The organism is Deltaproteobacteria bacterium (genome assembly GCA_021737785.1).
Taxonomy (GTDB): Bacteria; Desulfobacterota; DSM-4660; order Desulfatiglandales; family Desulfatiglandaceae; genus AUK324.
The window spans coordinates 1-24,648 of the sequence record JAIPDI010000063.1 but is presented as its reverse complement, the minus strand read 5'-3'; the positions used below and the strand labels follow the sequence as shown (position 1 = coordinate 24,648).

General features: G+C 54.5%; 21 protein-coding genes. 3 read left to right on the top strand and 18 right to left on the bottom strand.

Annotated elements, in window-relative coordinates; translation table 11 throughout:
* Positions 1 to 189: 189 nt before the first annotated feature.
* The gene (locus K9N21_21515) at positions 190 to 1,218 is read right to left on the bottom strand and encodes a hypothetical protein (GenBank protein MCF8146495.1); all 1,029 of its coding nucleotides are present in this window, start codon (positions 1,216 to 1,218) and stop codon (positions 190 to 192) included.
* Positions 1,219 to 1,335: 117 nt separating this feature from the next.
* Here K9N21_21515 and K9N21_21510 point away from each other — a divergent pair, with 117 nt between their 5' ends.
* Entirely contained in the window at positions 1,336 to 2,511 is a 1,176-nt protein-coding gene (locus tag K9N21_21510; protein MCF8146494.1) for a DUF1343 domain-containing protein, read from the top strand.
* Between the two features lie 39 nt (positions 2,512 to 2,550).
* Here the strand turns inward: K9N21_21510 and K9N21_21505 are convergent, their stop codons facing one another.
* The gene (locus K9N21_21505; protein MCF8146493.1) at positions 2,551 to 2,721 is read right to left on the bottom strand and encodes a helix-turn-helix domain-containing protein; all 171 of its coding nucleotides are present in this window, start codon (positions 2,719 to 2,721) and stop codon (positions 2,551 to 2,553) included.
* 193 nt (positions 2,722 to 2,914) lie between these two features.
* Here K9N21_21505 and K9N21_21500 point away from each other — a divergent pair, with 193 nt between their 5' ends.
* Together K9N21_21500 and K9N21_21495 are read left to right on the top strand one after the other, a co-directional pair.
* Positions 2,915 to 3,790: a thermonuclease family protein gene (locus K9N21_21500; GenBank protein MCF8146492.1), complete on the top strand. Its 876-nt coding sequence runs from the start codon at positions 2,915 to 2,917 to the stop codon at positions 3,788 to 3,790.
* 203 nt (positions 3,791 to 3,993) lie between these two features.
* Positions 3,994 to 6,210 carry a chloride channel protein gene (locus tag K9N21_21495; GenBank protein MCF8146491.1) on the top strand — a complete coding sequence of 739 codons (2,217 nt, stop codon included), beginning with the start codon at positions 3,994 to 3,996 and terminating at the stop codon, positions 6,208 to 6,210.
* Positions 6,211 to 6,234: 24 nt separating this feature from the next.
* On the opposite strand, the gene ybgF is transcribed toward K9N21_21495, so the two are convergent.
* From ybgF to K9N21_21415, 16 genes are all read right to left on the bottom strand, one after another.
* On the bottom strand, positions 6,235 to 7,134 hold the full coding sequence (gene ybgF, locus K9N21_21490; GenBank protein ID MCF8146490.1) for a tol-pal system protein YbgF: 900 nt from the start codon (positions 7,132 to 7,134) through the stop codon (positions 6,235 to 6,237).
* A 220-nt stretch (positions 7,135 to 7,354) separates the two neighbouring features.
* Positions 7,355 to 7,909 (bottom strand): peptidoglycan-associated lipoprotein Pal, encoded by a 555-nt coding sequence (pal, locus tag K9N21_21485; GenBank protein MCF8146489.1) that lies wholly within the window; start codon positions 7,907 to 7,909, stop codon positions 7,355 to 7,357.
* A 336-nt stretch (positions 7,910 to 8,245) separates the two neighbouring features.
* Positions 8,246 to 9,586: a Tol-Pal system beta propeller repeat protein TolB gene (gene tolB, locus K9N21_21480; GenBank protein MCF8146488.1), complete on the bottom strand. Its 1,341-nt coding sequence runs from the start codon at positions 9,584 to 9,586 to the stop codon at positions 8,246 to 8,248.
* A 157-nt stretch (positions 9,587 to 9,743) separates the two neighbouring features.
* On the bottom strand, positions 9,744 to 10,592 hold the full coding sequence (locus K9N21_21475; GenBank protein ID MCF8146487.1) for a TonB C-terminal domain-containing protein: 849 nt from the start codon (positions 10,590 to 10,592) through the stop codon (positions 9,744 to 9,746).
* A 5-nt stretch (positions 10,593 to 10,597) separates the two neighbouring features.
* A complete protein-coding gene (gene tolR / locus K9N21_21470) occupies positions 10,598 to 11,002 on the bottom strand; it encodes a protein TolR (GenBank protein MCF8146486.1) in 405 nt (134 codons plus the stop codon).
* A gap of 7 nt (positions 11,003 to 11,009) precedes the next feature.
* The gene (locus tag K9N21_21465; GenBank protein ID MCF8146485.1) at positions 11,010 to 11,831 is read right to left on the bottom strand and encodes a MotA/TolQ/ExbB proton channel family protein; all 822 of its coding nucleotides are present in this window, start codon (positions 11,829 to 11,831) and stop codon (positions 11,010 to 11,012) included.
* A gap of 136 nt (positions 11,832 to 11,967) precedes the next feature.
* The gene (gene mobB / locus K9N21_21460; GenBank protein ID MCF8146484.1) at positions 11,968 to 12,498 is read right to left on the bottom strand and encodes a molybdopterin-guanine dinucleotide biosynthesis protein B; all 531 of its coding nucleotides are present in this window, start codon (positions 12,496 to 12,498) and stop codon (positions 11,968 to 11,970) included.
* On the bottom strand, positions 12,495 to 12,857 hold the full coding sequence (locus tag K9N21_21455; GenBank protein ID MCF8146483.1) for a LysR family transcriptional regulator: 363 nt from the start codon (positions 12,855 to 12,857) through the stop codon (positions 12,495 to 12,497). The genes mobB and K9N21_21455 overlap by 4 nt, the downstream gene beginning before the upstream one ends.
* Position 12,858: 1 nt before the next feature.
* Positions 12,859 to 14,799: a molybdopterin biosynthesis protein gene (locus tag K9N21_21450; protein ID MCF8146482.1), complete on the bottom strand. Its 1,941-nt coding sequence runs from the start codon at positions 14,797 to 14,799 to the stop codon at positions 12,859 to 12,861.
* Complete coding sequence (locus tag K9N21_21445; protein ID MCF8146481.1) at positions 14,796 to 16,055, bottom strand: molybdopterin molybdotransferase MoeA; 1,260 nt, start codon at positions 16,053 to 16,055, stop codon at positions 14,796 to 14,798. Before K9N21_21445 ends, K9N21_21450 begins: the two co-directional genes overlap by 4 nt.
* 282 nt (positions 16,056 to 16,337) lie before the next feature.
* On the bottom strand, positions 16,338 to 17,027 hold the full coding sequence (locus tag K9N21_21440) for a YkgJ family cysteine cluster protein (protein ID MCF8146480.1): 690 nt from the start codon (positions 17,025 to 17,027) through the stop codon (positions 16,338 to 16,340).
* 153 nt (positions 17,028 to 17,180) lie between these two features.
* Complete coding sequence (locus tag K9N21_21435; GenBank protein MCF8146479.1) at positions 17,181 to 18,857, bottom strand: Na/Pi cotransporter family protein; 1,677 nt, start codon at positions 18,855 to 18,857, stop codon at positions 17,181 to 17,183.
* 131 nt (positions 18,858 to 18,988) lie between these two features.
* Entirely contained in the window at positions 18,989 to 20,194 is a 1,206-nt protein-coding gene (locus K9N21_21430) for a thiolase family protein (GenBank protein ID MCF8146478.1), read from the bottom strand.
* Positions 20,195 to 20,362: 168 nt separating this feature from the next.
* Positions 20,363 to 21,940, bottom strand: coding sequence for an AMP-binding protein (locus K9N21_21425; protein MCF8146477.1), 1,578 nt, complete (start codon positions 21,938 to 21,940; stop codon positions 20,363 to 20,365).
* A 253-nt stretch (positions 21,941 to 22,193) separates the two neighbouring features.
* The gene (locus K9N21_21420; protein MCF8146476.1) at positions 22,194 to 22,985 is read right to left on the bottom strand and encodes an acyl-CoA dehydratase activase; all 792 of its coding nucleotides are present in this window, start codon (positions 22,983 to 22,985) and stop codon (positions 22,194 to 22,196) included.
* Between the two features lie 154 nt (positions 22,986 to 23,139).
* Positions 23,140 to 24,378 (bottom strand): 2-hydroxyacyl-CoA dehydratase family protein, encoded by a 1,239-nt coding sequence (locus K9N21_21415; protein MCF8146475.1) that lies wholly within the window; start codon positions 24,376 to 24,378, stop codon positions 23,140 to 23,142.
* Positions 24,379 to 24,648: the final 270 nt, after the last annotated feature.

Here is a 24,648-nt window from a genome sequence, read left to right as displayed (position 1 = left end):
AATTATATCGAAACCCAAAGGGAAATGCAAGAGAAAAGTCGCCCCGAGGTCATTTTTTTAGGCCATTTCTCGGTCGGCAGCTAATGAGTCAGACTCGCGCCAGAGCCGCATAGTAAGTCCGACAGGCTGCTAGAAGGCGTTCCCGGGGCTATTGGCATCGCCGATCACGTGGACCTTAATTCTCAATTTTCAATCTTCTTTATTCATTTCCAGGTCCTCTTTCATGCGACGGCGTTTCCTTATCATGATCCTTATGAACCCGTATATGCTCATGAGCGCGGCAAGGACGAAGAGGATCTCATAGAGATGATAGCTCAGATACGTAAACCAGGTGATTCTGGTTCTGAGGGAGCGGTGCCACTCCCTTTCCAGGTCGTCCAGGGAGACGGCGTATGCCTTTAGAACAGCATCTTCCACATTGTCCCCCGCCTTCATTTCCTCCAGAACCTGCAGCACCCCCGCCACACCGGAGATCCCAATAAGATGGTCGATGAAACGCTTGCTCTCCTCATAGGCCAGGGTCAGGTCCTGGTCGTTTCCGGGGAACCCTCCGCTCAAAGCCTTGAGGGGGATGAAGCGGCCCCTCAGGGCGACCCGGTTCAGGACGGAGCGCCTCTGATCCAGAAGGATATCGCCTGCGCCGTCGCTGGCCCACTGGGCGATCCCCTCGTCGAGCCAACGGGGGAGGAGGTCGCTTCGAATATGCTGGTGAAGCAAGAGGTGGCAGAGTTCATGTTTGAAGGTGTTTCTGAGACTGAAGGGATGGGTCTTCATTCTGGAGGTGTCGATTACCACGAGGTCCTTGCCGGGGACGGCAAAGGCAACCGTCAGGGGGCTGCGGGCCCATTGCTGGAACTGCCCGCTGTCCCCGATGAGGCGTACGGACGGGGTCAGGGTCAGGTCCCATCCAAAAGTCCTCTTTAACTCTTCCCGCACCTCCGGGTAAGTATGGACCAGTTCCCTAGCCACCGGTTCATGGGGGGTCTCGAAAAAGACCCGGATCCCGTTCCCTTCAAGGAGATAAAGTTCGCCCGCGGCCAGCGACCCTCCCCAAAAAACGAGCGCAGACAGGAGTAAGAGGAGGAATGCAGCAGGGATGCCCAATACGCTGTTATGGATTCGGAGGTGCGGGGGCCGATCGGCGCGGGTCTCACCGGGCAGGATTCTGCGTGCCGTGAAACCGCGGGAAACGCCCAAATAATCTTGAAAAAGGGTCATTGTTGACCTAAGATGCCCGATACCGGAGTCGCGAAAATCGCCGGAAGCAGAGGACCGAAAGATGAAACCACAACCGTCTCAACACGGCCGGCGTGCTGTTTCCAGGAGCTGTTGAAAATGAACCCTATTCTCACCGGGCTCGACCGGGTACGTGCGGAGGAGTGGAAACCGCTGAAGGGTGAGCGGCTGGGCCTCCTTGCCAATCAGGCCTCTGTGGACGGCCGCCTGACCAGTGCAAGAGAGGTTATCTCCTCCCTGTTTCCCGGTCAACTCAAGGCTATTTTCGGACCCCAGCACGGCTATGGCGGCGAAGACCAGGACAATATGGTGGAGACCCCCCACTCCCGGGATGAGGCCCTCAGGATCCCTGTCTTCAGCCTGTATGCCGAATCGCGGGACCCCACGTCCGCCATGTTTGACCTGCTGGATACGCTGATCATAGACCTTCAGGATGTGGGAGCGAGGATCTACACCTTTGCCTCCACCCTCCTCAACTGTCTGAAGGCAGCGGCAAGGTACGGAAAACGGGTCGTTGTCCTGGACCGCCCCAATCCGTTGGGGGGAGATATGGTGGAGGGCAACCTCCTCGAGCCGGAACTCTATTCATTTGTGGGACCGTATCGTCTCCCCATGCGCCACGGCCTGACCATGGGAGAGATGGCCCTTGTCTTCAACCATGCCTTTGCGCTCAATTGCGATCTGACGGTCCTTTCGATGCAGGGCTGGCACCGGCGGATGTTGTGGAAGGATACCGGGCTCCGATGGATGATGCCGTCTCCCAACATGCCGTGTCCGGATACCGCATGTGTCTATCCCGGCCAGGTGATCTGGGAAGGGACCCATCTTTCCGAAGGGAGAGGGACCTGCCGTCCCTTTGAGATCTTCGGCGCCCCCTATCTGGATATGGCGGCGATCCGACAACGCCTCCCCGCGGAAGCCCTTGCGGGCTGTTGTCTCCAGGAGTATCTGTTCCGTCCCACCTTCCACAAATGGTCGGGCAGCCTCTGCCGTGGATTTATGATACATGTCCTGGATCTCAACGTCTATCAGCCCTACTACACCTCTCTCTCTTTGTTGAAGGCCGTTATGGAGATCCATCCACGCGAGTTTGAATGGAAGCGCCCCCCCTATGAATATGAATTCAAAAAAAAGCCCATTGATATGATCATGGGCAGTGTATCTCTGCGGCGCGGCCTGGAGTCCGGCGAGCCCCTCTCACTGATAAGGGAAAGCTGGCTGCCGGACCTCGAATCCTATATCCGATGGAGAAGACCCTATCTCCTTTATGCATGACTTGAAAAGGCTCATGGCATTTTCAGCGACCGGCAAGCCTCAGCTCTTCTGCTCGCCGCTGATCCATCTGTCGATGGCATCCTTATCGAACCGCCAGACCCTGCCGATTCGGATAGCCGGAATCTTACCTTCCGCTGCATATTTACAGATGGTGATTTCATGCAATTTTAAGTACTTTGCGATTTCCTTGGTTGTCATGATCTTTGGCATGGCACACTCCTTATTATCTCAATTTGTCGGACCGGTGTCCTCATATCCACACACCATTTTATTAACTCTTGGACGGTTAGATTAATACCAGAAAAGTCTAAAGTCAATAAAAAAACCTGTTAATAATGAATACTAAGCAAAAGGATACTACCTTTACATATTATCGTCATATTTCAATTTTTAAAGCTTTATTATGAGATATTTAAAATATGAAAGAATCCCGGCACCTGGAAAATGTGCCCTGTCAATCATGTGGGTCCTGCTGGCCGCGCTTTTTTCGCCATCACCCGCCCTTGCCGATCACCAGGTGGTGCGCGTCTATGACGGGGATACGGTGCTTCTGGAAAACAGAATCCGGGTCCGATATCTGGGAATCGACACGCCGGAAATCGACCACGAGGGGGGCAGGAGTGACTTTATGGCCGAAGCGGCCCGGGATGTCAATCGGAAACTGGTGGAGGGAAGGCGTGTCAGACTGGAGTATGATCAGGAAAAGGTCGATTCACACGGCAGACGCCTGTGCTATCTCTTTTTGCCCGGTGGAGAGATGGTTAATGCGATCATGGTCCGCAGGGGGCTCGCCCATGTGATGTCTATCCGCCCCAACCTTAAATACAGAGGTCTGCTGGTGGACTGCCAGCGAAAGGCGATGACCGAAAGGGCCGGTATCTGGAAGAGGTTTTCTAAGACCGGGGAAATCCGGATCGGAAACAGCAACTCATTCCGGTTTCATCGACCGGACTGTCCATTTGCAAAGAGGATTCTTAAGAAAAATCATATCCGTTTCCCGTCGTCTTTTGAGGCCTTCCGGGAGGGGTATGCCCCCTGCAGGCGGTGCAGGCCCGTTGTAAATGAAGAATTAAGAATGAAGAATCAAGAAACCAACGCCCATTTCATTGACTCACACGGAGACACCCCGAGTGAAACAACACAGAAAAGGTTTCACGGGGCAGGCAAAGAACACAGAGAAAAACAAAAACAATTCATTTTAGGGCCCTATAATAAACCCCTTTGTGGCTTCGTGGCTTTGTGTGAGTCCCGACTGGGCGGGATTGGTTGCGGCGGTTAGGCCGCCTTGGGCGGTGTTGTCGGTTAAAGTTGAATCCTTGTGGCTGCTTCCGGGGCAAATTAAGGATTGGCGCTTGACGATCCGCAGCAGGGTCACTATAACCAACACCAGCACCAGACTCGGGATGAACCCATCGGGGGGTCTTTACGTTCGGTCTTTCAAGAAAAATGGTCAATACAACGAATGTCAGGCGATGGCCTGAAATGAAATCACTGAAAGCCGGCTCGATCACGCTTTCCACCGCCGGGAAGTGGGCATTTTATTTTGTCCTGATAGGGCTTATCGCCGGTCTGGGATCGGTGGTGTTTCAGCTCCTCTGCCAGGTGGGATCTCATTTCCTCATGGATCAGCTGGCCGGCTACCGGCCTCCGGCCCCGGCCGGGGAAGGTCACCTCTTTACGCCCACCCAGACCCCCTTAAACCGGTGGATGCTCTTGTTCCTCCCGGCCCTCGGAGGCATCGTCAGCGGATGGCTCGTCTATACCTTCGCCCCTGAGGCGGAAGGCCACGGCACCGATGCGGCCATCGATGCGTACCACAACAGGGGCGGGTTCATCCGGGGAAGGATCCCGATCCTCAAGACCATCGCATCGGCCATTACCCTGACCTCCGGGGGCTCGGGGGGCCGTGAAGGTCCGATCGCCCAGATCGGGGCCGGGTTTGGCTCCTTCTTGGCCACCCGCTTGAAGCTCTCCGACCGACAGCGCCGGATCATGATGGCGGCAGGCATGGGGGCGGGAGTGGGAAGCATCTTCAGGGCGCCGCTGGCAGGGGCCCTGTTCGCGGCCGAGGTATTGTACCGTGACCCGGAGTTCGAATCCGAGGTGATCATCCCTGCCGGGATTTCCTCGGTGGTGGCATACTGCGTGTTCTGCCTTTTTTTCGGGTGGGGATCGCTGTTCGATACCCACGATTATCTCTTTCGAAATCCACTTGAATTGGGACCTTACACCGTACTGGCCTTTGTATTGGCCGGGGCCGGATTCCTCTATGTCAAGGCCTTTTACGGCGTGAAGCATATCGCCCACTCCATAGAAAGGATACCGAACCACATCAAACCTGCCATCGGGGGCCTGCTGACCGGGGCCATAGGCTTCTTCTTCCCTCAAACCTTGTCTTTCGGATATGGGTTTGCCCAGCTCGCCCTGGATAACCAGCTCCCCACCCTGTTCCTCCTGACGCTGGGGTTCGGAAAAATCCTCACCACGGCCTTCTCCATAGGCTCCGGGGGAAGCGGGGGGGTCTTCGGCCCATCCGTGGTGATCGGTGGGGCATTGGGCGGGGCCGTAGGGAAGATATTCCACCAGATCATGCCGGGCATCGTCACCCATCCCGGCGCCTTCGTGGTGGTGGGGATGGCGGGCTTTTTTGCCGGTGTTTCCAATACGCCCATCTCCACCATCATCTTTGTTAGCGAGATGACCAATTCTTACCACCTCCTCCTGCCCGGCCTTCTGGTCTGTTCACTCTCGTACATGCTCTCCCGCAGGTGGACGATCTTCGAAAACCAGGTTCCTTCCAAGATAAATTCAAACGCCCACAAGGGGGACTTCTTTGTAGATATCCTGGCCGCCATCCGGGTCAGGGAAATGACCGACCAGCTCAGGAAGGTGCGATTGATCCCGGAGAATATGACCCTGAGTGATTTCCGAAAGATTTTCAGTTCGAGCGATCAGCACTACTTTCCGGTAGTGGACAAGGATAATAGGATGACGGGAATATTCTCGATCAATGACATTCGGGGGATAATTTTTGACAAGGAAGTCGGAGAATTGGTCCGGATGAAGGATGTGGCCAACCCCGACATCATCTACGCCACTCCATCCGAAGACCTCAATGAGGTGTTCAAGAAATGCACCATTCGCAATCTTCATCGGGTCCCGGTCGTCAGAGACGATGATCATTCGGTCCTCATCGGGATGCTGGATCGGCGGGAAATGATCCAGTTTTACAATCAGAAGGTCGAGGAGATCAAGGCCGGCCATGACATGGAGGGGGCGGCGTCTGATGGGGATGTGCGTCTGTTAAGGGAGATTACGGTTAAAGAAGCCATGAACCCGTTGCCTGAACCGGTGGGCGTGGATTTAAGGCTCGATCAGCTTAAGACCCTGATCTATGATCGAGGATTCAACAGCTTTCCGGTGGTGAACGCATCAGGAAGGCTTGAGGGAATCCTTTCTCTCTCCGACTTGAAATCGGCATTCACCTTGGGGGATGATACGCTCACCGCCGGCGATATCGCCACCCGCCGTGTGGTAACCGTGACGGGCCGGGAGTCTCTGCTCTCGGCCCTGGCCAAGATTACTGCGGGCGATTTCGCCATCCTTCCCGTGGTGGAGAGGGAGCGGCCCGATGAATTGCTCGGTGTGATCAGCCGCACAGATATCATGAAGGCGATAAACAATGTTATTGTGAAGTGACCCGAAGGATAAGAATGCCTGGGACTAATTCATCGCCTTAAGTCTTGCCTCGGCGATCTTTGCTTCGTTGGACTTGGGAAATTGTTTTATCAGCTTTTTAAGGAGCAGCTTTGAACTGGTCTTGTCGTTTATTTCGTAAAACGCAACGGCCTGTCTCAGGATGGCGTTCGGCACCTTGTTTCCTTTAGGATAGTCCTTTATGACACGCTGGAAGGCCAGGATTGCCTGTTCATACTGCTTCAGACTCATGTAGGATTCGCCCACCCAAAATTGGGCATTGTCGGCCAGATCCGACTTTGAGTATTTCTCAACAAAATTTTTGAACCCGGCAATGGCTTCCTCATATTTTTCTTCTCGATAAAGGGCAAGGTTCACGTCATACAGCCGCTGTTCCGGAGAGCCGTCCGGGGGCTCAACAACCGGCACGGGTGGTCTGAGCTGCGGGACCTGAGGCGCAGGTTCGGGTTCCGGCGCCCTGAAAGGTCTTTGTTCGGTTTCCTGCGCCGGGGCAGGGGCAACCGGTTCGAGGTTAAGATAGGTGTGAAGCCGCCTTACCTCCGTCTCCAACCTTGCCACGCGGTCGTTCAGATCCGAAACGGTCGTTCCCAGATCGTCCTGCGTGGTCGTATCTCTCTCAATGGCACGGTTGACAAGGCGGTTGTTCTCGTCCAACCGGCCTGAGATACTCTGCATATCTTCTCTGATCTTATGGAGTTCGGCGTCTGCCGTTGCCTGCTGTTCACGAACCGACACCAGCTCTTTTGAAACGTCTTGAAGTCTGGTGACCCGTTTATTAAGGGCTACCACCTGATCGTTGAGATACAGAAACTCCTCATCGGTCACACAGGAGGAACCAAAAAGGAGTACGCAGATAATGAGGGCTATTTGCCCCATAAGAGATCGATTCGGAAGATAACTTCGCATTGCCGTCACTCCGGAAATAGTGAAGCCGGCCTCGTTATTCAATTATCGTCAGGCCGTTGAACGGAAAATATCCGTCAGGTGCACCGGGTATTCCTTCTGACGACGTCCGGGCAATCCTGTCCGGCCCCGTGCCGGGTCAGATGCAACAGGTTAGACGAGGGTGATAACAAGGTCGGCTCTTTTATTGTTAAAATCCGCGGAAAACCCACCGATTCCGCCATTACTTATATAGTTTGAATTCGTCTCTTCTGTTCAGGGCCCACGCTTCTTCGTTATTGCGGGGATCAGCAGGCCGCAATTCCCCGTAGCTGATCGTTCCGATCCGTTCACCCGATATCCCCAGGGCCATGAGAAAATCTCTTGCAGACGCAGCCCTTCTCTCGCCCAACGCCAGGTTGTATTCTTCAGTACCCCTGTTGTCGCAATGACCTTCAATCAGGACATAATAAGAGGAGTTATCCCGAAGGAACCCAGCCTTTTTCTTCAGAACACTCTGGGCATCCGGATTCAGATTGGACTTGTCAAAATCAAAATAGATCGCTTCGTTTTGGAACTCATTAACTTTTCTCGCCATTTCAGGCGGCAGCAGCCCTTCCTCGATTTCCGACATTGCTTCCCTGGGCGTCTCTTTCACAACCACCACTTCCTGCTGGCCTTCAACAGGGGGTTGGATTCCTTCGGAGACGTCAATCTGCTTTTTCGCGCAACTTGTCGCAAAAAACAGCAACGCACCAGCGAAAGCCATGAAAATCAAGCCCTTCATCCTCTTTTCCATACGCCTTTCCCTCCTAAGTTTCTTCCCGGTTAAACAAAAATGCGATGTTACGTTTTCGACCGTCTTCACGCCCCCATCCGCATCAACGAACACGGGCAACCGTCTTAAACCAAAAACGGGAAAGCCCCTGCCCGGCCCCCTCGATGGTTGTTCCCTGAAAAGGGAACAGAGGACCGATTTCTGGTCTCGCTTTATAACATTTCCATTTCCTGATTTCAAGGTTTTAGAAGATATTTTTGTTTTCTTGATCGGATTGGGTGTATGGGGGGACCTGCCAAAATCGGCCCACCCATCAATCCCTGGCGTACATGGCGGCAATATTGGAGGTGGAAAACATCATTCCGGGGCCCAGGAGGGCGCAGTCTGATTTCCCTTCATGGAAGTGATTCTCCGCTGGTTCTGGCCATTGGCATTCATGATATAGAGGTGATAAGCGCCCTCCCTGTCCGAGGTGAACATAATGTATCTTCCATCCGGCGACCAGCAGGGCTCTTCATCATTTGCTGCGCTGTTTGTAAGCCTTCTCATTTGGCCCCCACCCGGGTCGATGGTGGCAATGTCAAATTTGCCGTCCGTCATCGAGACAAAGGCGATTCGATTGCGAGACGACCAGGTCGGAGAGGTGTTGTATCGTCCTTCGTAGGTCAACCTCTCCTCCCTTTTGGTGTTAAGGTCCAGAACATAAATCTGCGGCGATCCTGAGCGGTTGGATACGAAGGCCATTTTGTCGCCCTCAGGAGAAAAGGCGGGCGACACATCGATCCCCCAGTGTTGGACAAGCTGTCCCAGGATCTTCCCTTGAAGATTGATGGAGAAAATATCGGGATTTCCCTTATGGCTCATGGTCAGGGCGATTTCCCTCCCGTCGGGGGCCCAGCTCGCCCCGATATTCAGGCCCGACTGTCCGGATAGCCGTTTGACCACCCCGGAGTCCATGTCTTTCAGATAGAGCATGGGCCCGCCTTGTTTATAAGAATTGAATACAAGGTTCTTTCCGTCAGGCGACCATCGGGGGAGAAGCGCGATGCTCTTGTCAACAGTAATCTGTCTTGCGTTATGGCCGTCATAATCAGAGACATAGATCTCCCTCTTTCCCGTAGAATCGCCCACAAAGGCGAGCTTGGTCAGGAAGATGCCTTCATGCCCGGTCAGTTTCAGTATAATCTCGTTCGAAAGCCTGTGCATCAGATGCCGGGCCTGCTTGGTATCTCCCAATGCCCGCTTACCCACGATCTGACGTCCCCAGTACACATCAAACAGCCTGATTTCCACCTCCAGTCGGCTTCCCGTGCAGGTATAGCCCCCCTTCAGCAGGAGTTCCGCCCCGATAACCGACCAGTCCCTGAAGTTGATGGCATCGGACGTCAGGCCCGTCCCCTGTTCACCCAGAAAACCCGCCTTGTCCATGGAGTTGAAATAGCCGCTGAGTTCAAGGTCGTTGGAAATAATCCCGGGGAGTTGGGTGGACAACTCCGCATGATCCTTGTCGCTCCCCAGATCTTTAAAATCCGGGATGGCAATGTTGAACTTGGGAATGGAGGGGGCATTGACATCGATGTATATCCGGCAGAGGCCGACGCCCGGGAAGAAAAAGAAGATCGACAGAATGATCCAGATCTTCAGAAGCGGAAACCCGACGGATTTTACGGCTGCGCGATGCAGTAGATTCGAGCGCATTTTAGCATGGTCCTTCGATAGAGGTTAAAAGGTTCAGGGTCAAGGTTCAAAGGTCCTGAGGTTAGATTCCAGCATGTCGTTCAATTTTGAGACAGCTAATAACGTGTAAATTTCTTCAATTTCCAAATTCCTCAATCCCTCAATTTACAGACTTGTATTAAAACTCCTCTAATTCGCTGAGATCGAATCTAATTTCAATCTCATCCGTGCTTCTCCGGTAACCCTCGGGAAAAGGCGGGAGGGGGTCTGAACGTTCGATCGCCTTCAGGACCGACCCGTCGAACATGGCGCTGGGGGATCGTTTTTCAAACCACGATTTGAGAATGGCCCCATCCTGTCTCACCCTGACCACAACGATTGCCCTGAGGTCCTTCCGCTTCTTGGCATCCATTAGGGCCACAGGATAAGACCAGTTGCTCTTGATCTGCTCTTCCACTGCCAACTGGTACATCCGTATGGTAATGCCGGCCTCCGGGCCGCCCTCTCCGCCTGAGACCTTTTCATCCGTCCCTCGGGAACGGGTCTCGATCCGGGAAATGGCGCTTGCAAGATGGTCGGGTTTTTCGGTTTTGACCTTTTTTTCGATCTTTGAAATAGCCCCTTCGATGAGTTTGGAAGGGGAGACCTTGGGCGGGGGCGGTTTTTGGGGTTTCTTTTTTTCTTCCTTCTTGCGCTCCACCACCCGTTTTCCGATGACGACCTCTTTTGCTTTTTGGACCGGCGGGGTAATTCTCCGGGCCGTGGGGACGGTCTTCGCGCCGGTGATCTCCTTCCCTTCCTTTTCGACCGACGCCGTTGTCGCTGCGGATCGGCTCTGGGAGGGCATCTCCACCAGGTTCACCTCATAAATCGGTGCCCCGCTGATTCTCCGGGTGGGCATGGATTCAGGCACAAAAAAGATCAGGGAGAAGAGGAGGGCATGGAAAAGGAGAGATACCACCACGCCCCGGCGCAAACTCTGCCCATCCTGACTTCCGGGCACTGGTTTACCATACAAGCCTTTCATCTGAATCAATCCAGGGGTTCCGTGACCATTCCCAGTTTGTCGATCCCGGCCTTCTTGACCCTAGCGATCACATCGATCACAAAACCGTAGGGAACGTCCTTGTCCGCCCTTAGCAGGATCTCCTTTTCCCTCCGGTTCTGAAAAATCTTTTGGATCTTCAGTTCCAGACTGTCTAAAGGAACAGCGTGGTTCTCCAAAAAAACCTCACCTTTCTTGTTGACCGTCACCATCAGAGGCTCATCCTGGCTCTTGATATTTTTTGCCGTGGTTTTCGGCAGATTGACATCCACCCCCTGGATCATCATCGGGGCGGCCACCATGAAGATAATGAGGAGCACCAGCATGACGTCCACCAATGGCGTGACGTTGATGTCCGACATAAATCGCTTATTGTTTCTTCCAAAACTCATCGCGGTCTCAAGGGAGTGTTTTGTGCTGCGAAACCTGCCTGACGGACTGTCTTCCCACCATGCTTAAAAAATCGGTGGTAAAAATATCCATCTCCGCCTGGAGTACCAGCACCTTCTGGTTAAAGTAATTGAATGCCACCACTGCGGGAATGGCCGCGGCCAGACCGGCGGCTGTGGCAATAAGGGCCTCGGATATTCCGGGGGCCACCACTGCCAGATTGGCCGAACCCTTGAGGCCGATCCCCCGAAATGATTCCATGATCCCCCAGACCGTTCCGAAAAGCCCGATAAAGGGGGTGGTATTGCCGGTTGTGGCCAAAAAGCTCAGGGACCGCTCCAGTTTCTTGTTCTGATCGATCGAGGCCTTTCTGAGAGACCGCTCCAGATTGTCCATCAGGGCCTGCCGTGTTCGCGACGCCCCATCCCTGGCGACCGATCCATCGTCCTTCAGACGATCGGCCCGGGCATAACCCGGGTCTGTAGAGGACGCCTGAAGTTTGCTGAATCGGCTGAATTCGGCATACCCGGCCCTGAAGAGACACGCCACCGGACTGTCTTTCAGGATCTCGCTTTCCGTATAGACCTTTTTGAGGTCCCTGCTCTCCCAAAAAAGCTCCAGAAAAGTGCCGGTTTCAGCCTTGGCCCTTCCCAACCGTCTGTATTTCGTAAAAATGATGGCCCATGAAACCACCGAAAACAAAAAGAGAAGCAGCAATACAAACTTTACCATCGGCCCTGCTTGGAGCATCATCTGAATAATATCGTTGCTAAAGGCGCTTTCAACTGAAATACCGGCAGGGATCAGGCCCGCAATAGGGATGTGGAGCATGGAATTTCCTCAAGAAAGTATTAGATCATCATTGTTAAAAAAAAATATGAGTTCTCTTTTTACAGGGATTGCTGTCAAGTTTCAAGTGAAATGAAAGGACCTCAGACGATGAACGTTCTTGGAACAACCGGGCGGATCATGGGACGGGACAGCCTGCTCCCGGGGCGAGGTCAAAATTGTCTATTAAAAAATCGGCCAGGCCTTTAATATCATCCAATGAAAATCGGGGCACCCCCAGGTCGACTTCCGTGTCTGTGACGAGTCCGATAAGATGATCATCGCCTTTGCAAAGGGGTTCATCCCGAAGACCGGCCCGGAAGATTTCCACCTTTGGCTTGTCCCCCTGTTTATACCCTTCGGTGAAGACAATGTCCACATTCCCGAAGAATTGTTTCAGCTCGTTCGGGTCGTGGTCGTGATCCACATCCATGACCACGCCTATCTGATAAGGGGATGAAATAATGGTGGTCACGGCCCCGGCCTGCTTGTGCCGCCAACTGTCCTTCCCCGGCGTATCCATCTCAAAACCGTGAACATCATGCTTGATGGTCCCGACCCGGGTTCCCCGGGCCGCCAGTTCGCGGATCAGCTTTTCCAAAAGAGTGGTCTTGCCCGCTCCTGAGAATCCCACGATGGAGACAAGGGCCGGTCCTGTCAATGCCTTCACTCCTTTTCTCCTCCATCGGCCGGCCAGTTGCCGCCGAATATCCTGCCAAAGCACCTGTTGTCTTCCTCGAGGCACGCCTCCTTCAAACGGCGGTACTTTTCCAGAAGCTCTTTTCCTTCTTTAGTGAGCCGGCTCCCCATCTTCCTGTCTGCGTGGACGATGCTCAGGCTCAGATACTCTTCAGTCACCTTGATTTTGCTCCAGACGCCCTTGTATGACATCTTCATGAGCTTGGCGGTCTGGTTGATGGAGCCGGTTTTTTCAATGGTCTCTAATATTTCCTTCCTTCCCTCCCCCATGATGATACGATCCTGATCATCCACAATCCACTGCCTCGATTTGAGCCTCAGTTGCGGCATGTCAATTCTCCTCCACCTCTGCAAAGAGTTCCCCGCTTTTTGAGGGATCATAGCCCCCTAAGGACAGGATTCGTTCTCGAAAATGGCCGGAGCGCACCGTATTGAGCACTGCCTGGATCGCGGGCTGGTCCAACAGAAGGCTCGGGATCAGCAGGTCGTACTGCTCCCGTGCAATGGGAACGAACTCCAGTTCCAGGGCCCGGGCCGCGGCATAGATCCCCATTCCGCAGTCAGCGGCCCCGCTCAGGACATCCACGGCCACGGCCATATGGGTAAACTCCTCATGGTCGTATCCTCTGATGGCATCCGGGGCGATCCCCGCCTGTTTCAGGTGATAATCCAGAAGGACGCGCGTCCCCGACCCTCCCTGGCGATTGACAAAGGCGATATCGGGACGGGTCAAATCCCGAATCCCCTGGATGCCCTTTGGGTTTCCCCTGGCAACGATCAGGCCCTGATCTCTGAGGGTCAGGTGAAACACGGCGATCTTCAGCCCTTTGACGTATCGCCGGATGTAGGAGATGTTGTATTCACCGGTTTCCGTGTCCAGGAGATGCGAACCCGCCATATGACAGGTCCCTTTTCTGAGGGCCAGCAAGCCTCCCAGGCTCCCCACATTGCCCGATGAAATCCGGATATTGCGTCCCCCCCTCCGGACCTCGTCGCCCAAGATGTCGATGGCGATATCGTGGCTGCCGATGACGACGATCGTCTGGTTCAGCGCCGCCTCCGGGACGAGGAGTTCCGCCTCTATTTCCTGATCCTGGGTGATTCCCTCTGAAAGTTGAGGGATGCGAAGGATCCCTTCCGCCCGTGTCAGGGTGGTGATTGACCCTGCGGCCCTGGCCAGGGGCGTGGCCACATAGCGATCGCCCACCTTTCCGATGTTGACGCGCAGGAACTCTTCTATCCCCAGCTTGGACGGGATGTCCCGGGTCGGTCGAACCTTCACGGTCTCCGTCTTTGGGAGGGGATACCCTTGAAGGTTGTGGAGGAGGGGCCTGACAAATTGATCAAAGGAGAGTGCGGCTGAAACGGCATAGCCGGGATTCCCCACCACCGGTTTCCCCTTTACCTCGGCCAGAATTGTGGGCTTGCCGGGCATCATGGCCACCCCGTGAACCAGGATCTCGCCGATCTCGCCCACCATGTGCACCGTATAGTCCCTGCTCCCTGCCGAGGAGCCGGCATTGATGATCACCACATCTGCATCGGAATCGACTGCCCGGGTCACGGCGGCCCGGATCTCTTCCTCGGCATCCGGTATGATATCATACAGGACAGGTATCCCATTGCACTCACGGACGAGGGCCGCAAGCACCAGCGAATTGTATTCAATAATCCGGCCCTGTTTCAGGATGGTCCCCGCCTCTATTTCGGTGTGACGCACAAGTTCCGAACCGGTCGGGATAATGGCCACCCGGGGTTTCCGCCAAACCCTCACTGAAAACACCCCGCCGCTGATGAGCGCTCCCACGTCATAGGGCCGGATCCGGTGGTTCTGAGGAAAAAGCAGCTGGGTGGCCACCAAATCCTCCCCCACCTTGCGCACATGCTGCCAGGGATAGGCCGGGCCGCGGATCTCTAACCGGCGGTCATCCACCTGGTGGACATTCTCCACCATGATCACGGCATCGAAGGGCTTCGGGAGCGGTTGGCCGGTATTGACCCAGACCGCGCTTCGGCCCAATTCAAGGGTCCTTGGAAGCCGTTCGGTGGTTCCATAGGTCTCCTCCGCCTTCACGGCAATGCCGTCCATGGCCGAGGCGTGGTAGGACGGGGCCGAGCGCCTGGCAAAGATGGGTTCCGCAGTCACACGACCCGAACTGTCCTGGCTGTCGATGGATTCGATACCGGTCCTCAGACCGGGATCGAACCGGGAAAAGAAAATTTTCTTGGCCTCTTCAAGCGATTTCATGGAAAGGTAGACCTGTCGCTTCATCGGAGGCCGCCTTCTGCATAATCAAAAAGCATCACTTTCACCTTTTCTCCCTGGTACAGACCCTCGGTGTTCATATCGATCCGGATCAGACCGTCTGCATCCACCAGGGTTGAAATAAGACCTGATTTTCCAAAAATCGGCAAGGCCATGAGGCCGGTCTCTGTTTCAATCAGTTTTGCCCGGACATAGTCTTCCCTCCCGTTGGCAGACGGGATGTTCCGGCTCAACTCGGCCTCCACATCCGCGCCCCAGGATCTCGGCAGTCCGGTATATCCGGAGAGTCTCGAAATGATCCGCGTCATGAAGACCCCCGCCACCACCAGGGTCGATGTGACATGTCCCGGCAGACCGATGACCGTTTTCGTCCCTGACCTGCCGATGATGGTGGGTTTGCCGGGACTGATGGAGATGCCGTGGACCAGCAGTTCAAAATCCGGCAAGGACTCAAAGGCCTTCAAGGTCAGATCCCGGGTCCCGACGGAACTGCCGCCGGATATCCAAATCGAATCTGCCTGGGCAAGGGCCTTTTCCATCGTCCCCTTGAGGGCGCCAAAGTCATCCGGACAAAGCCCCATTAGGAGCGGGTCGGCCCCGGCCTTCCGGCACAGGGCGGCCAGCGTATATTGATTGATGTCTCTCACCTGTCCGGGTAGAGGGACCTGCGTTATCGGAACGATCTCGTCGCCCGTGGAGATGATGGCAATGCGCGGTTTCCGAAAGACCGGAACCTCGGCGATGCCGAACCCTGCCATAACCCCCACGTCCTGGGGCCGCAGACGGTGCCCTTTCTTTAAAAATACCGCGCCCCGGCTGAAGTCGTCTGCAGGCCCGATAATATTTTCCAGGGGGGACACAGTACGGCCCACCTCGATGGTGTCTTCATCCAGGCGGTGGCAATATTCCTTCATCACCACGCTGTCGGCCCCTTCCGGGAGCATGCCGCCGGTGGGGATCTTTGCGGCCTGACCCTCTTTCACAATCAGCCCGGCCGCCTTCCCCATAAACACCTCCCCGGTCACCTGGAACAATGCCGGAAGCCCTTCACTGGCCCCGAAGGTGCCCTTGGCCTTAACCGCATAGCCGTCCATGGTGGACCTGAAAAAGCCGGGGAGATCTTCGGGCGCTGTCATGTCCCTGTTCAACACGCGGTCCAATGCATCTATTAAAGGGATGGTCTCCTCGCCTGCAGGACGTATTAACCGGTCGATGATCTCAAAGACCTCATCCGGCCGCTTTACTTCGAAAAATGATTCCATGTGCAGATCAGGACTTATTGCGTTTATAGAGTTTATTGGGTTATTGGGCCAATAGAGGTTTTGGAGTCTGTTCTGTCCGATGGTTCCAGGCCCCCGCCCTATGATTGCCACCCCAAATTTGGAGGCAGTGGGGGACGCCACCGCCTCCGGTCCAGAATGTGTCACAAATGACATATGACTGCAACAACAAAATGCGAAAATATCGATCCGCTGATACGCTGATGGTCCACGGGCTCAACAGGTTACAGGCTCACGTGAAAAGAATCGCGGAAATTCTGGGAATCAGGGGCGGGGCAAAGGGTCGGAAAGGGTCAGAAGAAATGATCCGTCCGGCTCCCGGACCACCTTCAGACCGAACATGGCGATGGTCTGGGTAAGAGGACGGCCAAAGATCAGGTCCAGCTCATCCGGGTCAATTCCCAGGTTTGTATGGGTTAGGGATCTTATATCGTGGTCAAATTTTAAAATAGCAAGGATTTTCTCGACTGCTGTCTCGCCCATTGTTTCGATGTCCCGCACATCTCGCTCCAACCGGGGATATTCACATCTCTCTTCATGGGCTTTTATGAGCCGCAGCAGATTTCCGTCCTGAACAACGTCCCTTCTGTCCGCCTTGGGTTCTCCGTAAACCCTCATGAATTCCGTTTCATCCCAACATTTCATGGCCGCGCACTGGGTGGGCCGGTATTCGTATATGGTACACCGTTTCCCCGGATCGTCATAGAAGATGCACCCCCCGATCCCCTCCCTTTCTCTGATCTTGATGATCTCGTTTTCAGTTTTCTTCAACCCGCCCCCAATATTATCCCGGACCAGTTCGCCCCGGCGCAGCGTGTAGAGGTCGGATCGTTTGACAGGGCCTTTTATAATACCGGGGATATCGCTGACCTGAAGGGAGGGGCTTGAGCGGCGGCAGCACTCACCGCATCCAATGCACTCGGTCCGGTGGTCACTGCCGGGGATGGGGGTCATGGGTTCTATATCCAAAGAAAAAATGAACTAACGTGGCTGAAATTTAAAATGCCTGAAGCTTGAACAGCACCAACGCACTGGGATCTTCCATCAGCCATGTGCTCGAACGTGGAAACCACGATTAGCGAGCATCCGGCAACCAGTATCCGGCATCTATTTCAATCCGGCGACGGCCTGGGCCACGTTATAGCAGAAGTCGCCGATCTTTTCAAAGGCCGTGAGCATATCCACCAGAATAAGCCCCGGATCAACGGTGCAGGCCCCGCTCTGGAGGCGCATGATATAATTCCCTCTCATCTCTTCCCGCATGCGGTCGATGGAATCTTCCAATTTCTGAGCATGGGGCATGATCCCTTTGTCTTCCCGGCGGATAGCGCTGACCACCAGGGTCAAAAATCTCCCCACCTCCTCAGAAATTACCGCATAGTCGTGGAGTCCCCCTTCAGAAAGGCGGAGATCGTGTTGGAGGAGTTCTTCTATGAGTTCAGCGATGTTTTCAACCCCATCGCCGGCCCTCTCCAGGTTGTTGGCCATCCGCATCAGAGAGGCGACCTCCCTTGATTCTTCTTTGCTGATCGGCTTTTGCATCACCTGAACCAGAAATTGAATAATCTCCCTCTGAAGGTTGTCAATGGTGTCCTCCCGCTTCCGCCACTGAATCAGGTCCTCCAGTTTGCCCTTGGTGAGGGAATGGACGACGTCGTCATACATCTGCACGACCGCCTCTCCCATTCTGACGATCTCGGCCCTTGCCTGGCTGATGGCCACATCGGGGGTATCGATATATTTGGAATCGATGTATTTGATGTGGTGGAGTTCCTCCAGCTCTCTTGCCTCCTTTTTGTGGGGGGTCAACCAGATGGCCGCCTTCACCAGATAAGGGAGAAAAACAAGGAAGACCATGGCGTTGATTACGTTGAAACCGGTGTGGGCATTGGCGATATACCGGGCAACATTAGGATATTCGCCGTTTACGACAAGATCCGGTGGACCGCTATCCAGGACTATGGAGGTGAACCACACAATGAGTTTCACGAACAGCGGAAAGAATATCAGAATGAGGAGGACGCCGATCACATTAAAGAGGGTATGGGCCCTGGCCGTCCGGTGTGCATTGAGGGTGGCCCCGATGCACGCAAGTTCCGCCGTAATGGTCGTCCCGATGTTATCCCCCAGGATCAAGGCCACACACGCCTCCAAATTCAACAGCCCCTGGCTCGCGAGGGCCATGGTAATCCCGACCGTAGCGCTGGAACTCTGCAGGATCATGGTCAGAACGGTTCCCACGATCACGCATAACAGGATGCTGCCCATATGGTCGGCATTGAACCGGGTAAACAGGGCAATGAAGTCAGAGTTCTGCTTCAAAGGGGCAAACCCGGCCTGCATGGTGGAAAGCCCGAAAAACACCAGGCCGAAGCCCAACAGAACGTCTCCCACATAGACCCGTTTTCCCCTGCCCACAAAGAACTTCAGAAGCACACCACAGGCAATGGCTGGGAGTGCATAGGCGGTGATCTTGAACGCGATCAACTGGGCCGTTATCGTGGTTCCGATGTTGGCCCCCAGTATCACCCCGATGGCCTGAACAAAGGTCATGAGCCCGGCATCCACAAAGCTGACCAGCATCACTGTTGTGGCGCTGGAACTCTGGACAATGCTGGTGACCATGGCCCCCACGCCGCATCCGATCAGGCGGTTGTTGGAAACCATGGCCAGGATCCGGCGCAACTTGTTCCCGGCGACCTTTTGAAGCCCATCGGACATAATTTTCATGCCGAACAGGAAAAGTCCGAGACCGCCGAGAGACTGAAAGATGATCATCTTCATGATTCAATAACCCTTTGTGAGGCTGAAATCCCTTCCTTTGCGGTGATTCAAAAAAAAGGGCCATTCTGAATTCATCAGAATGGCCTTTTTTAGCACGCAAGACCTCTTCGGTCAATGGCGATCTGACCCCATCAGCCCACCTTGAGGACCATGGCCCCGCCGGTGTCTCCGGCCGCACACCCTGTCCAGAGCAGATAACCGCCGCCTTTCATGGCTGTTTCTTCCACCCCTTCAATAATGAGCCGGCCTGCGGTCGGACCCTGGGGATGCCCGTATATCATGGAACAACCATAATTGTTAAACCCGAGATCGTCTGTTCCTTCAGCCTTGATTCCCATCTGCTGAGAAAAGTAGATGTCGTTGACAATAAACGGGTTATGGGTTTTGATGATCTTCATGTCTGTGATCTTGAGCCCCGCCTGCTCAAGGGCCATCTTTGTCGCAGGAACCGGGGCAGCGGCCATGTAACCCGGCTTGGTCCTTGAAAAGCCGTAGGATATAATCTGAACCGGCACGGATGGATCGGCGCTCAGTTCCCTGGCCTTTTCCTCTGTGGTGACCACCAGCCCGCAGTTGCCGTCGGCCGGATAGGTCTGGGCACCAAAAGAAAGCACGCCGCCCGGAATCACCGGTTTGAGACCGGCCAGACCTTCCACCGTACATGGGGTCACCCCTTCGTCCTCTTCCACCAGTTTGGTCTTCTTCTTGGAGATCCGTACCTCGGCCGGAAACATATATCGTTTCTGAAAGGCCCGATCGTTCGCCAGGGCATCCAGATACTGTTCGTAGCGCCTTACTGCCAAGGCATCGCACTCCTCTTTGGTGATATTGCCCTCTTTGGCAACATTTTCAGCGGTCTCGATCATCTTGAGTCCCACATTGGGATCCCCGTTAAAATTGTCCATAAGCCAGTTTTCAGAGATTACCTCGCCTCCCGGACCCATCGGATTGGGCCAAACCGTATGGGGACCGTTGGAGCAGCGATCTGTCATGAGCGTGTAGCAGGTCTTGTAAAGGCCGGTTTCCACGCCCATGGCGGCCTGGTAGATGCAAGTGGTGGACGTGGTGCATGCCTGGCTGAGGTAAACACCGGGAATTCTCCCTGCGCCGATCAGGGCGGCGGCCCAGGGGCTGGAATAAAACTGGTGGTGCTGGCTCACCGTCATCCCCAGGATGAGATAGTCGATCATCCCCGGGTCCCAGTTCTTTTGTGCCAGCCATTTCTGGGTTGTCGTGGCTCCCAGAACGATCGCATTTTCATTCGCCATGCTCCCCTGCCATCTGCTGAAAGGGGTTGAATAATACCCCTTGTAAGGGATAAATGCCTTTGTCAACATAGTTATTAATCCTCCGGTAAAAAATGACTAAAGTGTTAAGTGACCAAAGTTTTAAAGTGCCTCACCCGGATGAACCGGAATTGTTAATTTAGGGATTCAGGGATTGAACCATCCAGAATCCAGTTTCAAATCTCAAATCTCAAGTTTCAAATCTCAAATCTCTAATTCTCACTCCCCCCACTTGCCGTATTTTTCCCTCAAAATCCGATGAAGGATCTTGCCGGTAGGGGTCCTCGGCATCTGTTCATCTGTCACAAAATCGATGCTCTTGGGCCGCTTGAACCCGGCAATCTTACCGCGGGTGAAGTCCATTATTTCCTTGGCCAGTTCCTCGTTTTCCTCGTACCCTTCATGGAGCACCACGATCGCCTTAATGGACTCGCCCCACTTTTCATCCGGCACACCGATCACGGCGATGTCCTTGACCGCCTCGTGGGCGCCCACAGCGCTTTCCACCTCTGAGGGGTACACGTTCTCACCGCCTGTGATGATCATATTGGCCTTCCGGTCTACCAGAGTGTAATACCCGTCCTCATCCCGTCTCACCATGTCCCCTGCTGACGACCATTCCCCGTCAAACGCCTCTTTGGACTTTTCGGGTTCCTTCAGATATTGTTTGAAGAGCATGGGGGTCCGGTAGAAGAGTTCTCCCACCTCGCCGTCCGGGACCTCGTTCCTGTTTTCGTCGAGGATGCGGATCCGGTCGATGCCGAATATCTCCTTTCCGATGGAGCCCAGCTTCTTGAACTGGTCTTCGGGCCGGAGCAGGGTCACCAGCCCCCCTTCGGTGCTCCCGTAGGCCTCCCACAGTTCCGCGTTCTTGAAATAGTCCATGATGGCCAGTTTAAGATCTTTCCGGGCGGGCGCAGAGGAGATAAGAAGCTGCCGGATCGAGGATACGTCGATGCTCTTTTTAACCTCATCCGGCAGGGAGAGCAACATAATGTAATGGGTGGGAACCAGGGAGGTGTAGGTGATCTTGTACTCGTCGATGGTCCTCAGGAGGTCCTCGGGATCGAAACTGACCATATTGTAAACAAATACCGGGGCCGTGACCAGGGTGTAGGGGAAGGAATAAAAGATGGAATTGATATGGCACATCGGCATGACCAGCATGACCTTGTCTGTGGGACGAACTCCCATGTTGATATTATTCAGATAATATTGCGCCACGGTGCTTTCATGGGTCCGCATAACCCCCTTGGGCCGGCCGGTGGTGCCGGAGGTATACATAATCACCCAGAAATCGGCGGCATCCACCATTACATCGGGTTCTTCGGAAGAAGACTTGGCCAGCAGATCTTCATAGCCTACGTAGCCCTCCGGCACGGGACCATCGCCCAAATAGATATAGTTCCCTTCAGGGATCGGCAGCTTGTCCTTGACGCTGTTGATGAGGTCCACAAAAGGGGCCTCCACCACCATGGCCTTGCACTCCGAATGGTTGGTGATATAATCGATATCCGGGCCGGCCAGCCTGAACATGATCGGCACAACGATCTGTCCTCCCTTGGCACAGCCTGCATAAATATCCATCCATTCCCCACGGTTGTAAGCGATTACGGCAAAGGTATCCTTCTGCCCCACGCCAAGACCCTTGAGCCCGTTGGCAAAGCGACATGACCGGTCATTCCACTCCTTGAAGGTGAATTCCTGATTCTTATCCTGCCATCCCAGCTTGTCCGGATAGTTGATGGCATTCATCTTCACCATCGTGCCCGCATGCATCCATTTGCTGACGTTCATTTTAAGCCCTCCCTCATTGCTTTATTAATTTAGTCCCGGAATTTAATATAACTTTTTATAAATCACAAATCTTTTGGTAGGTATTGTCAGTATCATGGATCCGGAACATCGGAATTATGTAATGCCGGCAGGAAAGCCCGGATCCGGCAAGAGGCCTGACCATGTCTAATGCCCCGCGTCCTCTTTCCCCCATTATTCCGGTATTCCAAAATTCCAACCGGGGCAAAGCCCCAAAGTCCCACGCATCATGCCCTCACCGGTTCGCTGCTTCCATGGCAAAGAGCGCAGCACCCACGGCTCCGGTCAATTGGGGATGTTCCGGAACCAGGACCTCCCGGGACGTGATCTCTTTCACCATATCCACCAGATAGGGGTTATGGGCCACCACCCCCCCTGTCATGGCCACCCGGTCCGTCAAGGAATCCATTTCCAGCACCCGCTTGATCACCGAATAAAAAAGGCCCTTTACGATATCCGGAACCTTTTTTCCCTGGCGGATCTTCTCCAGCACCTCGGTTCCCGAAAAGACCGTGCAATAGCTTCCCAGTTCCACCATCTCCGTGGATTGACGGGCCAGGGCATCCATATCTTCCAGGGGGATGTCCAGACGGGCGGACATCTCTTCCAGAAAGGCCCCGGTCCCTGCCGCGCATTTCCGGTTCATTTTGAAGTTGATCCGTCTACCCTGATCGTCGATCTTGATGACCTTGTTGTCCTGACCGCCGATGTCGATAATGGTCATGGCCATGGGAAAATAATGGTAACACCCCTTGGCGTGGCAACCGATCTCCGTCTTGGTCTCGCTGCTGAAGGCCACGTTCTTGCGTCCGTAGCCCGTGGAGATGCAGTATCGAATAGCCTCTCTGGACACGCCGGCCATTAAAAGTGCCGCATCCAGACAGAGCTCAGACGTGCCGGAGAAGTCGGTGCCTGATTTCCTGACACAATGGCCGATGAGGTTCGCCTCTCTATCCAGAATCGCCACCTTGGTGCGGGAGGCCCCCACATCCACACCTGCGAATACCCCTTCACTGCTGTTGGTCATGACCCATTCGCACCCGATTCCCTACCCGGACGACCCGGAACCAAAAAATAGTCTCACACGGAGATAAAGAGACACGGAGATTTTTTAACTGAATGGTCCTGTTGTCTATTTTTCGCTCCCTGCTCCTTGCCCCCTGCTCCCTGCCCCTTCCCCATCACTCCTCCAACTGCTCGATAAAGGCCTCGATATTGGTCTTGGTCTGCTCCTCGGAATAGCACCGCAGATCGCACAGGTCCCCGTTGATGGTGAGGACCGGAATGCCCAGTTTTTTGCTGAGCCTTTCGGGCATGCCGTACCGGTTGTTGGAGTTGTTGGGACAGGTCTTGGCGTCGTGAAAGACGATCCCGTCAAACCTGAACTTCTCGAAACACTCCGAAATGTACTTCTCTTTGAAGGGTTCGTCCCTCACGATGAAGAGTTCGGTGTATGCCTCGGCCATGCTCTCAAACGGCCTCGCAGGGTCCAGCTGGTCAAATATCCAGCTGTTGCAGTAGGTGGACGCCACCACACAGGCCTTGAGAGAAGAAAACTGCTCGGACAGGGGTCTGAGTTTGCCCCAGATCGGCATCCCTTCCCAGTAGAGACGGTGCCTCTCTCCCTCCACCGCTGCCACGCCGTCCTTGACCCTTTGTTTCAATTCCGGCAGGAGGAGTTCATAATATTCCATCCCCTCCCTGGTGCCCCGCGCCACCACGGCCGGCCCCATGTGGATGGTTGCATCAAAAAAGGTCCACGGAGAAGGAATGGCCGCGGCCGTCTCGAGACAGGCCCGCCAGAGTTCGGAGGTGCGTCTTGAATATCCGACCGCCTCCTTGAAACGATCCATATCGAATTTTTCGCCGCTCACCGCCTCCAGGGCAGGGACCAGTTCCTCTATCTGCGCCGCGATATCCTTGATCTGGATGGGCTCGATATCACCGATATCCCTATGGGTATGCACCCCGACCAGCGGCACATTGAGTTCCCGCGAATACCAGGCAAACCAGTCCTGAACGTCCCTGCACTGGTTGGTATTGAAGACGAGCACGTCCGGCCGGGGGACCGATTCGATGTTATACGCCATTGTGAGGGGGGTCTTCTTCTGGAGGTACGACCCGATGTCGCAGGTCAGATACGAGCAGATGTCAGGGGAGTACCCGAGGGCATTGGCATAGGGGATCAGGTCGGTGGCCATGCGGGTCGCCCCCAGCATGGCCCCGTGATTTTCCGGAAAATAGACCAGAAAGCCCATGCCCCGAAGGAGTTCGGCAGGTCCCACGCTGGTACACCATGCGATCTTCCTGGAACCGGTCTTGACCGCCTCGTCCATTTCGTAGAAATGATCGGCCATGATCTTTTTGCAGACCCTGGTCGCTTCAATCTTTTTTCGTGTTACTTTTTTTTCTTCAGTCATCTCATTCCCCGTTTTAACTCCAACGTCCCAAGGCGGCCTGACGGCCGCAACCAAACAGGTTTCACTCAAGTCCCAGAGGACGCCCGTGGGGGTCTCTGCCCAAGAGCTGCAATAAAATGCGATCGTAGCGTTCGGCGGCCGCCCCCGGGCTCCGAATAATGTTTACGGAAAGGCAGCAAGGACATACCGTCCCATGAAAGACTGTTCTTGGGGCTGGAACAGACTGTATTGTAAAGCCCTGCTGCCGTCCCCAGGAGCTGTATTCGGTTT